At 70.2% G+C, this 15,119-nt stretch carries 12 protein-coding genes; 2 read left to right on the top strand and 10 right to left on the bottom strand.

The genetic code is table 11. The features are described 5' to 3' along the window. Positions 1–7 precede the first annotated feature (7 nt). From E1218_RS06370 to kdpF, 6 genes are read right to left on the bottom strand one after another with little or no spacing between them, the layout of a single operon-like run. Complete coding sequence (locus E1218_RS06370) at positions 8–685, bottom strand: response regulator (protein WP_132317224.1); 678 nt, start codon at positions 683–685, stop codon at positions 8–10. Further along, positions 682–3,249: a sensor histidine kinase gene (locus E1218_RS06365; RefSeq protein WP_132317222.1), complete on the bottom strand. Its 2,568-nt coding sequence runs from the start codon at positions 3,247–3,249 to the stop codon at positions 682–684. The genes E1218_RS06370 and E1218_RS06365 overlap by 4 nt, the downstream gene beginning before the upstream one ends. 12 nt (positions 3,250–3,261) lie before the next feature. Beyond that, positions 3,262–3,834 (bottom strand): potassium-transporting ATPase subunit KdpC, encoded by a 573-nt coding sequence (gene kdpC, locus E1218_RS06360; RefSeq protein WP_407657579.1) that lies wholly within the window; start codon positions 3,832–3,834, stop codon positions 3,262–3,264. Between the two features lie 10 nt (positions 3,835–3,844). Beyond that, the gene (gene kdpB / locus E1218_RS06355; protein ID WP_132317270.1) at positions 3,845–5,845 is read right to left on the bottom strand and encodes a potassium-transporting ATPase subunit KdpB; all 2,001 of its coding nucleotides are present in this window, start codon (positions 5,843–5,845) and stop codon (positions 3,845–3,847) included. Between the two features lie 41 nt (positions 5,846–5,886). Continuing rightward, positions 5,887–7,548: a potassium-transporting ATPase subunit KdpA gene (kdpA, locus tag E1218_RS06350; protein ID WP_132317218.1), complete on the bottom strand. Its 1,662-nt coding sequence runs from the start codon at positions 7,546–7,548 to the stop codon at positions 5,887–5,889. Continuing rightward, on the bottom strand, positions 7,548–7,634 hold the full coding sequence (gene kdpF / locus E1218_RS38105) for a K(+)-transporting ATPase subunit F (protein WP_132317268.1): 87 nt from the start codon (positions 7,632–7,634) through the stop codon (positions 7,548–7,550). Before kdpF ends, kdpA begins: the two co-directional genes overlap by 1 nt. Before the next feature lie 195 nt (positions 7,635–7,829). Here kdpF and E1218_RS06340 point away from each other — a divergent pair, with 195 nt between their 5' ends. Then, positions 7,830–8,441 (top strand): hypothetical protein, encoded by a 612-nt coding sequence (locus E1218_RS06340; RefSeq protein ID WP_233712050.1) that lies wholly within the window; start codon positions 7,830–7,832, stop codon positions 8,439–8,441. Positions 8,442–8,480: 39 nt separating this feature from the next. Here the strand turns inward: E1218_RS06340 and E1218_RS06335 are convergent, their stop codons facing one another. The 3 genes from E1218_RS06335 to E1218_RS06325 all read right to left on the bottom strand — a co-directional run bounded on the left by E1218_RS06335 (position 8,481) and on the right by E1218_RS06325 (position 10,742). After that, positions 8,481–8,876 carry a RidA family protein gene (locus E1218_RS06335; protein ID WP_132317214.1) on the bottom strand — a complete coding sequence of 132 codons (396 nt, stop codon included), beginning with the start codon at positions 8,874–8,876 and terminating at the stop codon, positions 8,481–8,483. Between the two features lie 403 nt (positions 8,877–9,279). Further along, positions 9,280–9,840: a cysteine dioxygenase gene (locus tag E1218_RS06330; protein WP_132317212.1), complete on the bottom strand. Its 561-nt coding sequence runs from the start codon at positions 9,838–9,840 to the stop codon at positions 9,280–9,282. Next, complete coding sequence (locus E1218_RS06325) at positions 9,837–10,742, bottom strand: amidohydrolase family protein (RefSeq protein ID WP_132317210.1); 906 nt, start codon at positions 10,740–10,742, stop codon at positions 9,837–9,839. Before E1218_RS06325 ends, E1218_RS06330 begins: the two co-directional genes overlap by 4 nt. A 113-nt stretch (positions 10,743–10,855) precedes the next feature. On the opposite strand from E1218_RS06325, the gene E1218_RS06320 reads away from it, so the two are divergent. Beyond that, a complete protein-coding gene (locus E1218_RS06320; RefSeq protein ID WP_132317208.1) occupies positions 10,856–11,887 on the top strand; it encodes a LacI family DNA-binding transcriptional regulator in 1,032 nt (343 codons plus the stop codon). A gap of 82 nt (positions 11,888–11,969) precedes the next feature. On the opposite strand, the gene E1218_RS06315 is transcribed toward E1218_RS06320, so the two are convergent. Further along, the gene (locus E1218_RS06315; RefSeq protein WP_233712049.1) at positions 11,970–14,804 is read right to left on the bottom strand and encodes a M36 family metallopeptidase; all 2,835 of its coding nucleotides are present in this window, start codon (positions 14,802–14,804) and stop codon (positions 11,970–11,972) included. Positions 14,805–15,119 lie beyond the last annotated feature (315 nt).

Genomic DNA, 15,119 nt, shown 5'->3' with positions numbered 1-15,119 from the left:
CATCGGGTCAGGGTTCGAAGCGGTAGCCCATGCCTGGTTCGGTGAGCAGGTGCTTGCGGCGGGCCGGGTCCGGCTCGAGCTTGCGGCGGAGCTGGCCCATGTAGAAGCGGAGGTTGCCGCTCGCGTTCTCGTAGCCGGGCCCCCACACCTCTGTCAGCAAGTGGCGTTGCGACATCAACTTGCCCGGGTGCCGGAGCAGGACCTCGAGCAGGTGCCACTCGGTCGGGGTGAGCCGGACGTCGTCCCCCGACTCCGACGTCACCCGCTTGGCGGCCAGGTCCACGGTCGCGCCGCCGACGGTGACCACCGGCTGATCCTGGGAGCTGTAGCTGCGCCGCAGTACGGCGCGCATCCGGGCGAGCAGCTCGTCGATGCCGAACGGCTTGGTCACGTAGTCGTCCGCGCCGGCGTCGAGCGCCTCGACCTTGTCGGTCTGGTCGGTCCGCCCGGACAGCACCAGGATCGGCGCCCCCGACCAGCCGCGCAGACCGCGGATCACGTCGACACCGTCGAAGTCCGGCAACCCGAGGTCGAGGATGACGAGCTCCGGCGGGTGCTGCGCCGCCACCTTCAGCGCCGCCGTCCCCGAACCGGCCAGATGCACCTCGTAACCGCGGGCCCGCAGGTTGATCTGCAGCGCGCGGACGATCTGCGGTTCGTCGTCGACCACCAGAACCCTGGTCACGGAGCCTCCCGGCCCAGGCGTTCGCGGGCTCCTGGGACCGGAGCGTCCGCGGGGCGCGCCGTCGCGGTGGGAAGCGCGATCACCATGGTCAGCCCGCCGCCGGGAGTTTCCTCCGGCTGGAGCGTGCCCCGCATCGCCTCGGCCAACCCGCGCGCGAGCGCGAGACCCAGGCCGACCCCGACCGTGTTGTCGGTGTCACCGAGCCGCTGGAACGGCGCGAACACCCGGTCCAGGTCCGCACGCGGGAACCCGGGTCCGCGATCGATCACCCGGACCTCCGCGGTGTCGCCCAGCGCACTGCCGGTGACCAGCGGCGGCCGCCCCTCCGGCGAGTACCGGACCGCGTTCGCGAGCAGGTTCGCGATCACCCGTTCGAGCAGCGCCGGGTCCGCCTCGACCAGCGGCAGGGTGTGCGGGACGTCCACGGTCACCCGGTCGCCGTCGTCGCCGAGCTCGGCCAGTACGCCGGGAATCACCTCGTCCAGCGCCATCGGCCGGGTGAAGACCGGCAGGACGCCGGCCTGCAGCCGACTCAGGTCGAGCAGGTCGTCCACGAGTCGCGACAACCGATCGAGCGACTCGTCCGCGGTCTCCAGCAACTCGGCCCGCTCGGACTCGGTCCAGTCGACGTCGTCGCTGCGCAGGCTGGTCACCGACGCCTTCGCCGACGCGAGCGGTGATCGCAGGTCATGACCGACGGCCCGGAGCAATGCCGTACGGAGTTTGTCCGCCTCGGCCAGTGGCTTCGCTTCCGCGGCGGCCTCGCTCAACCGGGCCTTGTCGACCAGGGCAGCCGCGTGGGCGGCGAACGCCCCGACCAGCCGGCGCTCGTCCGCCGCCAGTTGGTGGCCTTGCAGCACCAGGACGAGGTCGTCCCGCGCGGGGATCTCCGCGTCGGCTTCCTCCGGCCGCGTGCAGGTCAGCGGGCCGGCCGAGGCGATCGGCCGCCAGACCTCGGTCAGCTCGTCGTCCACCCGCTCCATCAGGCAGGCACCCGTCATCCCGAAAGCCTCGCGGACGCGGTCCAGCAGCGCGGGCAGGGCAGTCTGACCGCGCAGTACCGACCCGGCCAGCGTGGCCAGGGTCTCGGACTCGGCGGCCGCGCGGGCCGCCTGTCTGGTCCGTCTCGCCGCCCGGTCGACGACCGAGCTCACCATCGCCGCGACCAGCACGAAGATCGCCAGCGCCAGCGCGTTGTTGATGTCGGCGATCGTGAACGTCCGGGTGGGCGGGGTGAAGAAGTAGTTCAGCACGACGGTGCCGCCGATCGCGGTCAGCAGCGCCGGCCAGAGTCCCCCGACCAGCGCGACCACGACCACTCCCAGCAGGAACGCGAGCACGTTGCTCGTGAGGTTCAGGTGGTCCGCGCCGAGTTCGAGCAGGAGCGCGAGCAGCGGCGGCAGGACGACGGCCAGCACGAACCCCTGGACCTTGCGCCGCCGGGACAGGCTGCCGCGCAACCGGGGCAGCCGGCCGCGGCCCATCTGCGCGTGGGTGACGATGTGGACGTCGATGTCGCCCGAGTCGCGGATCGTGCTGGAGCCGATCCCGGGGCCGGTGAGCATCGAGGACAGCCGCGACCGGCGCGAACCGCCGAGCACGAGCTGGGTCGCGTTCTCCGCCCGGGCGAAGGACAGCAGCGCGGCCGGTACGTCGTCGCCGACCACCTGGTGGTAGCTGCCGCCGAGGCTCTCGATCAGGGTCCGCTGCTCGGCAAGCCGGGTCGGGTCGGCGCCGGTCAGGCCGTCGGAGCGGGCGACGTGCACCGCGAGCAGGTCACCGCCGACGGACCTGGCCGCGATCCGGGCGGCCCGCCGGATCAGGGTCTCGCCCTCCGGCCCCCCGGTGAGGGCGACCACGACCCGCTCCCTGGCCTCCCAGGTCGACTCGATGTCGTGCTGCGCGCGGTACTGCTGCAGGCCCGCGTCCACCCGGTCGGCGAGCCAGAGCAGGGCGAGCTCGCGCAGGGCGGACAGGTTGCCGACCCGGAAGTAGTTGCCCAGGGCAGCGTCGATCTTGTCGGCCGCGTAGACGTTGCCGTGTGCCATCCGGCGGCGGAGCGCCTCCGGGGTCATGTCGACCAGCTCGATCTGGTCGGCGGCCCGGACCACCCGGTCGGGAACGGTCTCCCGCTGCGGTACGCCGGTGATCTTCTCGACCACGTCGTTGATCGACTCGAGGTGCTGGATGTTGACCGCCGAGATCACGTCGATGCCGGCGGCCAGCAACTCGTCGACGTCCTGCCAGCGCTTCGCGTTCCGGCTGCCCGGGACGTTGGTGTGCGCCAGTTCGTCGACCAGCGCCACCTCCGGCCGGCGGGCGAGTACGGCGTCGACGTCCAGCTCGGTGAAGCGGGCACCGCGGTAGTCGATGATCTGCCGCGGGACCACCTCGAGGCCCTCCAGCATGTCGGCCGTGTGCTGCCGGCCGTGGGTCTCCACGAATCCGGCCACCACGTCCGTGCCCCGGGCCAGCCGTCGTTGCCCCTCGCCCAGCATCTTGTAGGACTTCCCGACGCCGGGCGCGGCACCCAGGTAAATCCGCAGATGCCCGCGAGCACTCATGCTTCCATGCTCTCAGAGCGCGGCCAGCGCGGCGTTCAGGCTGACCACGTTCACCCGGGGCTCACCGAGGAAGCCGAACGTGCGACCCTCCGTGTTCTCCTGCACCAGTTTCCGGACCTCGGCCACCGGCAGGCCACGTGCGCGAGCGACCCGGTTCACCTGCAGAGCGGCGTACGCAGGGCTGATGTGCGGGTCGAGGCCGCTGCCGCTCGCCGTGACTGCGTCCGGCGGGACTCGGTCCGGGCTGACGCCTTCCAGCTCGGCCACCGCTCGCCGCCGTTCGTCGATCAGCCTCACCAGCTCCGGGTTGTTCGGCCCGTACTGCGAGGCCGCGCTGCCCATCCCGTCGTAGTCGGCCGCCGACGGCCGCGTCTGGAACCACCGCTCGCCGTACTGCTGACCGATCAGGCTGGACGCGACCTCCTGGCCGTGCACCCTGACGATCGATCCGTTCGCCTGGTCGTGGAACAGCACCTGCGCGACGCCCGTCATCGCCAGCGGATAGGCGACGCCGAGGACGACGGTGAAGAGCACGAGCGCCCGGACCGCCACCCCGGCCTGCCGAAGACTGCTTGCCATTGTCAACTACCACCTCTCAGCGGAGACCCGGGACCAGCGAGATCACCAGGTCCAGGATTTTGATCCCGACGAACGGGGTGACCAGGCCGCCCACGCCGTACACCAGCAGGTTGCGGCGCAGCATCGCCGAGGCCGACGACGGCCGGTAGCGGACCCCGCGCAGCGCCAGCGGAACCAGCGCCACGATGACGAGCGCGTTGAACACGATGGCCGACACGATCGCCGACTCCGGCGAGTGCAACCGCATGACGTTCAGCCGGTCCAGGCCCGGGTACGCCGTCGCGAACAGCGCCGGCAGGATCGCGAAGTACTTGGCCACGTCGTTCGCGATCGAGAACGTGGTCAGCGACCCGCGGGTGATCAGCAACTGCTTGCCGATCTCGACGATCTCGATCAGCTTGGTCGGGTCGGAGTCGAGGTCGACCATGTTGCCGGCCTCCTTCGCGGCCGACGTACCGGAGTTCATCGCCACGCCGACGTCGGCCTGGGCGAGCGCGGGCGCGTCGTTGGTGCCGTCACCGGTCATCGCGACCAGCCGGCCGCCCTCCTGCTCCTGCTTGATCAACGCCATCTTGTCCTCGGGCGTCGCCTCGGCCAGGAAGTCGTCGACCCCCGCCTCCTCGGCGATCGCCTTCGCCGTCAGCGCGTTGTCACCGGTGATCATCACGGTCCGGATGCCCATCGACCGCAGCTGGCCGAACCGCTCCCGCATCCCGTGCTTGACCACGTCCTTCAGGTGGATGACACCGAGCGCGCGGGCCGTGCCGTCCACGCTCTCGGCGACGACGAGCGGCGTACCGCCGGAGGCCGAGATGCCGTCGACCAGTTCACCGAGCCGCGGGTCCGTGCTCCCGCCGCGGGCGTGGATCCAGCCGTCGACCGCCCCGGCCGCGCCCTTGCGGATCAGCCGGCCGTCCACGTCCACACCACTCATCCGGGTCTGCGCGGTGAACTCGACAAACGTTGCCTGCGGCAACTCGCCGGTGTGCCGCTCACGCAGTCCGTACCCGGTCTTCGCCAGGACGACGATCGACCGGCCCTCCGGCGTCTCGTCGGCCAGGCTGGACAGCTGGGCCGCGTCCGCGAGCTCGGCGTCGGCGACCCCGCCGACCGGGACGAACTCGGCCGCCTGCCGGTTCCCGAGCGTGATCGTGCCGGTCTTGTCGAGCAGCAGCGTGTTCACGTCGCCCGCCGCCTCGACGGCGCGGCCCGACAGCGCGAGCACGTTGCGCCGGACCAGCCGGTCCATCCCGGCGATCCCGATCGCGGACAGCAGCGCACCGATGGTGGTCGGGATCAGGCAGACCAGCAGGGCGACCAGCACCACCAGGCTCAACTCGGTGTTCGCGTACGCCGCGAACGTCGGCAACGTCACCGTGGCGACCAGGAAGACGATCGTCAGGCCGGCCAGCAGGATGTTCAGCGCGATCTCGTTCGGCGTCTTCTGCCGGGACGCGCCCTCGACCAGGGCGATCATCCGGTCGATGAAGCTCTCGCCGGGCTTCGTGGTGATCTTCACGACGATCCGGTCCGACAGCACCTTGGTGCCGCCGGTGACCGCGCTCCGGTCACCGCCGGACTCCCGGATCACCGGCGCGGACTCACCGGTGATCGCCGACTCATCGACGCTCGCCACGCCCTCGACCACGTCGCCGTCACCGGGGATGACCTGGCCGGCCTCGACGACCACCAGGTCACCGAGCTTCAGGGCGGTGGCCGGTACCTCCTCCTCCCCGCCGTCGCCGGTCAGCCGGCGGGCGGTAGTCTCGGTCTTCGACCGCCGCAGCGTCTCCGCCTGGGCCTTGCCCCGCCCCTCGGCGGCCGCCTCGGCCAGGTTGGCGAACACGACGGTCAGCCAGAGCCAGACGACGATCCACCAGACGAACACCCCTGGGTCGGTGACCGCGAGGGTCGTGGCGGCGACCGCCCCGACCTCGACGACGAACATCACCGGGTTCTTCACCATCACCCGGGGGTCGAGCTTGCGCAGCGCGTCCGGCAGCGAGGTGAGCAGCATCCGCGGGTCCGATCGGCCGGTGGACGACTTCGACGGCGCGGTCACAGTCCCTCCGCAAGGGGTCCGAGAGTGAGTGCGGGCAAGTAGGTCAGGCCGGTGACGATCAGGACGACGCCGGCCAGCATCGAGACGAACAAGGCCGTGTCGGTGGGCAGCGTGCCCTGGGTCACCGGAACCGGCTGCTGCCGGGCGAACGAGCCGGCCAGCGCCAGCACGAGCACGATCGGCACGAGCCGCCCGAGCAGCATCACGAGTCCGAGAGCGACGTTGTAGAACGGGATGTTCGCGCTGAGCCCGCCGAACGCGCTGCCGTTGTTGTTCCCGGCGGACGTGAAGGCGTAGAGCACCTCGGAGAAGCCGTGCGGGCTGTCGGTGTTGAAGATCGACGCCCGCGCCACCGCCAGGCCCATCGCGGTCGACGCACCGGTGAGCACCAGCGTCGGCGTGGTCAGGATGTACAGCGACACCAGCTTGATCTCGCGCGCGGTGACCTTTCTCTGCAGGTACTCCGGGGTCCGGCCGACCATCAGGCCCGCGACGAACACGGTCAGGACGGCGAGCACGAGCATGCCGTAGAGCCCGGTCCCGGCTCCGCCGGGTGAGACCTCGCCGAGCATCATGTGGAGGAGCGCCGTACCGCCGCCGAGCGGGGTGAACGAGTCGTGCGCCGAGTTCACCGCGCCCGTCGACGTGCCGGTGGTCGAGGAGGCGAACAGGGCCGACGCCCATTCGCCGAAGCGGGTCTCCTTGCCCTCCATGGCCGCGCCGGCCACCTGGGTCGCCGTACCCGCGCCCTGGTTCTCGAAGAACGTCGTGGCGAAGGTGAAGGCGGCCCACAGCGTGCCCATCACGCCGAGGATCGCGTAGCCCTGCCGCTCGTCGCCGACCATCAGGCCGAACGTCCGGGTGATGCAGACCGGGATCAGCAGCAGCAGGAAGATCTCGACCAGGTCGGACAGCGGATTCGGGTTCTCGAACGGGTGTGCGGAGTTCGCGTTGTAGAAGCCGCCGCCGTTCGTGCCGAGCTCCTTGATGACCTCCTGGCTGGCGACCGGACCGCCCGGGATCGTCTGGGTCTGGCCGGCCACCGAGGTGACCTCGTGGCCGGCGGAGAAGTTCTGGACGACGCCGGTCGCGACCAGCACCAGGGTGCCGACGATCGCGATCGGCAGCAGGACCCGCAGGGTGGTGCGGGTGAGGTCGACCCAGAAGTTGCCGAGCCGGTCGGTCGTCGACCGGGCGAAACCGCGGATCACCGCGATCGCGACAGAGATGCCGACGGCGGCGGACAGGAAGTTCTGCACCGCGAGGCCGGCGAACTGGACCAGGTGGCCCATGGTCACCTCGGGCGAGTACGACTGCCAGTTGGTGTTCGCCACGAACGACGCGGCGGTGTTGAACGCCAGCCCGGACTCGACGTTCGGGCGCCCGAGCGACAACGGCAGATGGGACTGCAGCCGCTGGATCAGGAACAGCAGGACCAGGCTGATCACGGAGAACGCGATGAGTGAGCGGGCATAGACGGCCCAGGTCTGCTCGGCCGTCGGGTCGACCCCGAGCAGACGGTAACCGCCGCGCTCGATCCGCAGGTCCCGGTCGGAGGTGAAGACTCTGGCCAGGTAGCCGCCGAGCGGCCGGTACACGGCGGTCAGGAGCACGACCAGGAGGCCGGCCTGGAGCAGGCCGGCGACGGTGTCGGACATCAGAACCTCTCGGGAAAGATCAGGGCGGCGACGAGGTAGAGAATCAGGGCCACTGCGACCACGAGGCCGGCAGAGAAGGTGCTCATGCAGTCACTGCACACCGCTCGCTGCGCTGACAGGAGGGTTCTCACAGGGCTCTCACACGTGCCGCGGGAGCTCTCACAGGGTTCTCACGGGCAGTCGCTGCCGGGTGCGACTTCGCGTTGACGGCCGCAGTCCGCATACTTACGCCTGGCAATCACAGCCCACAGACAAGGGAAGAAGAACACCTAGTGACCGAAATGGACATCGCTGCGCCGACCGAGCAGTTCTTCTCCGCGGAGACCCGGGAGGCGCTCGCCGAGGCGAGCCGCCGGCTGGCGGAGCGTCTCCAGGCCCACACCGAGGCCCTGCTCGCGATGACCGGCGACGAGGAGCAGGCCGCGCTCTACGAGCAGAACGCCGCGCTCGAGGAGCTGGTCGAGGGCTGGAACGACGCCGTCTTCGAGCACACCGGTACGGCACCTCTCCTGCTGGAGGACACCGCCGACGACGAGGACGACGAGATCGAGCAGGACCACGTGATCAGTGTGGTCTCCCGCTTCGACCTGCGGGTGGCCGACCTGGACGCGCTGATCGAGGCCGGCCGGGCCGCGCAGCAACGGCACCCGGCCGAGCTGGACGACGGCGCCGAGCCGGAGCCGGTGGAGTCGGCCGAGCAGGCGATCTACGAGATCAGCCGTGAGGTCGGCGAGGCGTGGTTCGAGCTGCCGGGGATCGAGATGGTGGCCGGCGCCCGCGCGTACGTCGTACCGGAGCCGCCGTTCGAGCCGCTGGACGCCGACGCCGAGGACGTCGTCACCGAGCTCATCGCCCCGAACGGCACCGCCACCCACGCGGAGACCTGGGCCTGACGAACAGCCTCGGGCGGACTCGCCCGTCCGCCCGAGGCTTCAGGCCACGGCGACCGCGTCGATCTCCAGGAGCCATTCCTCGGCGTAGATGTCGCAGATGATGACGGTGAGGGCCGGGGCGTGCTTGCCCAGGACCTCCTCGCGGATCTTCGAGTTGAGCGCGCGGTACTGCCGGTCGGACAGGTACGTCGTCACCTTCACCAGGTTGTGCACCCCCATCCCGGCCTCGCCGAGCACCACGAGCACGTTCCGCCAGACCATCCGGCACTGCGCCTCGAAGCTCTCCGGCACCCGCCCGTGCTCGTTGCCCCATGGGACCTGGCCGCTGACGAACACCATCCGCTCGGCCCCGTCCACCTGGACCCCGTGCGTGTAGTTGCCCGTGGCCGCCGGCAGGATCGCCGGGTTCAACGCCGCGATTGCAAGCTCCGCCATCGATGAATCCTTCTCCGCTCCGTTCGGATCCCGCCCCCCGGGTCGGTACTGCACCATCTCTACCCCGCGGACCCCGTACCACCCAACCGCCGGACGAGATCGATGGCGAACCGACAAACAAGTGACATCCGGGCGGACAGAGTCGCCGGGGTGGAACGGACGGTCGAACGTCTTCTGGGGGTCCGCGTCGTCGAGCGCACCGACCTCGGCAGCAGCGAACTCGCCCCCGTCGCCCGGCTGACCGTCGACCGCGGCGGCGCGCGGAGCGAGAACATGCGCGAACGCTCGACTCGACATCGTCGGATCGACCGCGGCGAGGCCGGCCTGCCTGAACCGGCCGGCCACCCGCAGGCCACTGTGTATCTCTTCTTTCTTGTCCTCGTCCGGTCTTCTCTGCTCTCCGTCAGTCCAACGGGCGGAGCTCGTCGGCGTAGGAGACGGAGACGCGGCGGAGGACCCCTTCCTTGACCGAGTACTGGCCCATGCGCCACAGGGGTGGGCTGTAGGCGTGGACGGTGACGCTGCCTTTGTCGAGGCCGGTGAGGCGGTGGATGTGGTCGGGGCCGAAGCCGTAGACGTCGCCGGCTTCGACCTCGGTCTCGATGGACTCGGTGCCGATGGCGAGGTTGTGCTCGACGAGTTTGCCGCGGGCGACCGCGACCGCGCCGGAGGAGACGTCGTGGTCGTGCCAGCCGGTGTCGTTGACCGGCGTCCAGCAGATCAGCCAGACGTCGACGTTGGCGTCGCGGTGGAGCGAGGCGAAGACGCGCTCCTGGTCGCTGTAGGCGACCATGTCCTCCCACAGGTGCGGCTGGGCGGCGACCGACGCGGCGAGTTCGGACAACTCGGTGGGATCGAGGTCCCGGCCCGGAAGGTTGTCCAGCGACAGGCAATTGTTGAGCTCCACGAGCCGGCTGGCCTGGCGCGCTGGGACGACTGGTACGTCGATGGGCTGAGCAGTCACTGCACTCCCCTCTCAGGAGATGGTTGCCCGGCTCCGTACAGGAGCCGGTGTGGGTTGTCGTGGCGGATCACCGCGGTCGCGGCGTCGCCTTGGCGGTGGTCGGTGATCCCGGCGTACGGCCGGTCGGTGCCGTGCACGACCTGGTCGATGCCGAGGACCCGCGCGACCGCGTCGATACCCTGCGGGCCGTAGCTCGAGGTGTCGACGTACAGGTTGGGGTCGATGGTGCCGAGCGCGCCGCCGCGGGCGGCGAGCCGTTCGTGGTGCACGGGTGCGAGCCCGGCCGCGGCGACGAAGCACAGCCGCAACCGCGGGAACTGGTGGCGCCCGCCGTACGCGTGCCAGGCCCACCACGCGGCCTGCAGCTGGTTCGAGTAGTCGACCACCGGCGCCCACCACCCGGGCGCCTCGTCGACCGGTACGGCGGTGCCCGGGTGGACCAGGATCGGCTTGTTCAACCGCTCGGCCGTCGCGAGAAGCTCGCCGTGCGCCTCCCACCCGGCCGGCGTCCCGAGCACGTGCGCCGGCAGCTGCAATCCGACGAATCCCTTGTTCAGCAGGGATTCCGCGCCGGCCACATCGGGCTCGCGCAGATCGCATGACGCCCACGCCTTGAAGGGCTTCGGCAGCGCGGCAGTGCCCACATGCCAAGCGTCGAGCAGCGCCGCGTCCCCCAGCTGCTCGATCCCGAGCGGACTCGACAGCGACACCACGGCCAGCGCCGTGCCGGCGTCCTGCTCCACCGCGACCCGCTTGTCGATCGCGTGCGCCGCCGGGTCGATCTCGTGCGGCGCCTCGGTCGCGGTGTGCAGCGTCCAGCCGTCCAGGTACGGCGCGGCCCGGCGAGCGCGGAGCCGGTCGACGAACTCGGCCGGCCACAGGTGCTGATGGACGTCGATCACTGCGTCACCTCCTGGACCTGATCAAATTGAAGCGCTTCAGGATGTCTAGAGTGAAGCGCTTCAAGACCGCGCTTGTCAAGTTTCTGTCCGACCGACGGGCTAGGGTTCGACACATGTCCGGATCCGGCCGGAGGCCAACCCTCAAGGACATCGCCGCGGAGACCGGCCTGTCGATGGCGGCCGTGTCCTACGCGCTGCGTGGCCTGCACGGAACGCCGGAGACCCGGCAACGCGTCCAGGATGCGGCCGACCGGCTGGGCTACCAGGCCGACCCGGTCGCCCGGGCGCTCGCGTCCGGGCGCAGCGGCTCCGTCGGCGTGCTCTGCGCGTCCCTGGAGGATCTCTGGCAGCAACGGCTCGCGGCCGCGCTCGGCCGCGAGCTGCTGGCACCGGACCGGAACGCCTGGATCATCGACTCGGCCGGCGACGCCGACCGGCAGCTCGAGCTCGCCCAGCACCTGGTCGACCACCGTGCCGACGCGATCGTGGTGATTCCGGTCAACCCGGCCGCGAAGGGCTGGGCCAGGATCGCCCAGCAGGCGCCGGTGATCGCGATCGGCGACGCCCTCCCCGGCGCCAAGGCGAAGTCCGAGGTGATCTTCGACAACGAGACCGGAGTCAGTACGGCGCTGCGCCGGCTGGCCGACGCGGGTCACCGGAGCGTGGCGGTGCTCAGCCCGTCGCACCGTCTCGAGACGCAGCGTCCGGCCGAGGAGATCGCCCAGCGAGTCGCCGCTGACCTGAAGCTCAAGGTCCGGATCATCCCCTGCCCGCACGACCTGGCCGGCGCCACCGAGGTGGCCCGCGAACTGCTCAGCGGCAGTTCCCGCCCGACCGGCATTCTCGCGCTCGCCGACTCGATGGCTTTCGGAGTGTACGCAGCCGGCCGCGAGCTCGGCCTCCGCGTGCCGGACGACGTCTCCCTGCTCGGCTACGACGACCAGCCGCTGTCCCAGCTGCTCACGCCGCCGCTGTCGACCTTCCACTGGCCACTCGAGGACCTGGTGAACGACGTGGTCGCGCGGGTCACGTCCGCCGTCGACACCAACCGCCGCGTCCGCCGGACCACCGTCGAGCCGACGCTGATCGAGCGCGGCTCGGTCGCCGCTCCACCCAGGATCGTCCATCCGGCGAAACTAGACTAATTCACTACACATTCCGGCGACTGTCCAGAATGCGGAAGGCCGGCCGAGCGAATGCTCGACCGGCCCTCGCGGAGGTACTGCGTTACTTCGTGCCGAAGACCTGGAGTTCGGTCATGTCGGTGAACTGGCATCCGCCGAAGGCTCCGTCGGGGCAGTTCGTGGCGAAGTCGGGCACCTGCGGGCTGAGCATCCAGAACCGCACGTACTGGACGCCGGTGGCGTTGCCGGTCGGGTTGACCAGGTTGTACTTGCCCCGGTTCTCCGCGGTGAAGGTGCCCTCCGCCGCGGTCGCCCAGGTGGTGCCGTCGGCCGAGGTCTCGATCTTGTACTGACCGGTCGACGAGCTGCCCGGGTCACCACAGGTGTTCGACGGGTCGACGTTGAACGCGCTGATGTCGACCGTCTCCGGAAGCTTGACGTCGATGTGCTTCGGGATCATCTGGTTGGTCGGGGTCGCGTTGTCGTCACCGGTGGTGCTGCCCCAGCCGGTGCCCTGGGCGTTGTCGATCGCGTAGTCCGGACCGCACTGCGGGCTGTAGTCCGGCCCGTTGAAGTCGACCACGGAACCACCACCGGAGGCGGCCGCCCAGTTGCGGCGCGGCTCGAAGGTGGCGGTGGCGCCGGGCTTGACCGTGACCGGCTGGACGATCAGCTCATAGCCGGGAGCGGACACGACGACCTTCGGGTAGGTGCCCGGGGCGACGCCGGTGATGCCGAACGTGCCGTTCGCGTCGGTGGCGTCGGCGTAGTCACCCGCGAAGCCGGAGGCGTGGCCGCCGACGTAGACGAGCGCACCGGCCACCGGAGCGCCGGTGTCCTTGTCCTTCACCGTGCCGGTCAGCGTGGTGGTCGCACCCTTCGGCGGCTTGTGGAAGTCCTCCGCCGGGAAGGCGTCGCCGCCGTCGACGACACCGGCGTACCAGCCCATGCCGCGGTTGGCGAACACGGTCCAGATGATGTCGGCGTTCTTCCCGCCGCTGGCGACCAGGTCGGCCTGCACGATCGCGTTGCGCATGTCGAGCATGGTCGGGTCGTTGGGCGCCAGCTCCATCGCGCGGGTGATGATGCTGACCGCGTAGCTGCGGCCGAACCGCTCCCGCAGGTCCCACAGCGTCTGCGCCCAGACCTCACCCGAGGCGTGCACCTGCGGGGCGCCGCCGATGGCCGGGAAGTCGCCGTAGGTGTAGCCGCCCTGCGAGCCGTCGGCGGCGACACACGCCGGCGCCTTCGCCCGGACCCGGCAGTCGATGGCCTGGGTACGGATCGAGCCACCGCCGGTGACGTACTTGCCCTCGAGGACCTCGCCCGGCGCGGTGGTGTCCTTCTCCAGACCGTGCGACACCAGGTAGTCGAGCGCGTAGAAGTCGCTCCAGGCCTCACCCATCGCGCCGGCCTGAATGCTGTTCAGCGTCGAGTTGCCGGTCGCGTCGACGACCAGGCGGTTGGACAGACCGTGGCCGTACTCGTGGTACAGGATGTCGGCCGAGTTGGACGAGCTGGTCGCCACGGTGGTGTTGTCGCCCGGCGTACCGAAGAGGTACATCTGCATGGTCGGCGGGATGCCGTCCGGCGGGGTGTTCATGTTCGCGTTGTTGACGTGGTTGGCGTCCGGGCCGCCGTTGGCCGCGGTGGCCGCGCCGTCCAGCGCGTTCAGCAGCACCGGGTCGCCGCCCGCGGCGTCGAACGAGCCGGCCGCCGGGGTGAAGCTGATCGGCGGCTTGGCCAGCCAGTCGTGGAAGTTGCTGGCCAGGTAGAACCCGTTGGTGACGTCCTGGTTCAGGTTGGTCTTCCAGGAGTCCGGCTTGGCCGGGTCCCAGGAGCAGACGAAGGTCGCCGAGCAGATCGACGAGGCGTTGAACGGCGTCAGCTTGTACTCGGCGGTGGTCCGGGTGCCGGGCACCTTGACCGTCTCGCCGGCGTCCGGCTGGTTGTTGTCGTTCACGTCCGCCCAGGCGGCGACCGACGTCCCCTCGAGCAGGGTCTTGGCGTTCTTCGGCAGCCACTTGTTGTAGATCAGGTTCTCGACCCGCTGGGTCCCGCCCTTGGCGGCGCCCGGGTAGTTGTCCTGGACCAGGGCGTCGCCGACGCCGTCGCTGGACAGGTTCCGGCGGTAGAGCAGGCCACCGGTCTGGGCGTCGATCACGTGCGTGTAGATCTTGGTGCCCCCGGTGTTGACGTACGTCATCCAGCCCTTGCGCAGCCCGTCGGCGGTGTGGAACCACACCTGCTCGACGATGTCGCCGTTGCTGAACCTGGTCTCGGCGCCGGTGGTCTTCGCGGTCGCGGACTTCGCCGTCCCGCCGATGTCCTCGGCCGCGGCGCTGCGAGCCCCCGCCGCGGTCAGCTTCGGCGCGGCCGCGGCGGACCGGGCCTGGGCCTGGGAGGTCAGGCCGGCCACCGGGGCGCCCATGATCGAGATCAACTGGCCGTTCTTGGTGACGTTGGCCTTCAGGCCGTTGCCGAACACCTCGATGCCGTCGACCACCTGGGTCCAGAAGATGTGGTGCGTGCCGAGGTCGTCCACGTAGTCCTTGCGCAGCTTCAGCGTGGCCAGGTCGTCGGCAGAGAGCTTGAAGACCTCGGGGTGCGCCTTCACGTAGTTCAGCGCGATGTCCTGCGCCTTCTTGGCGCTCCTGCCGGTCAGGAAGCCGTCGAGCTTGGTCACCTGGGCCGGGGTGCCGGTGTTCGGGTCCACCTCGACGACACCCTGGGTGCCGAGCGAGTTGCGGAACTTCTCCGACGCGGCGGTCTCCTTGCCGGCCACCTTGGCGGCGCGGGCGTACGTGGTCTTGGCGCTGGGCGTGCGGGCGTCGTAGTTGCCCTTTTGCTCCCGGCCCCCCAGTGTTTCGCCCTGAGCCGCCTTGCCCTGATCGGGACCGGCGGTCTGCGCGGCCGTGGCGCCACCTGCGGCGGTCACGACCAGCACAGTGGCGGCGGAGACGGCGGTGGCTGCCAGGAGCCCCCGCCCTCTGCGTGATGTGATCACAAACGCTCCATGGAGTTGTGTGCGCGGATCGCCCTCCACGACCCGTCCCGGGGGTGACCCTAAGCCTGGCGGTGGCCCCGGGGAAGGGAAATCACCGGATTGGGCATGGGAACGAGGGTTGTCCTTCGTGTGCGGAAGAGTACTAGGAGCGACAGCAGAACCGTTGCACCCAGCTACGAGATGAACGCAATGGGTGTCGTCCAGTGGATGTGCGACTGGGGTCGGTCGGAGCCGACACGAAGTGCA

This window comes from Kribbella turkmenica, assembly GCF_004348725.1.
Lineage (GTDB): Bacteria > Actinomycetota > Actinomycetes > Propionibacteriales > Kribbellaceae > Kribbella > Kribbella turkmenica.
This window is presented reverse-complemented; position numbering and strand designations above follow the sequence as displayed.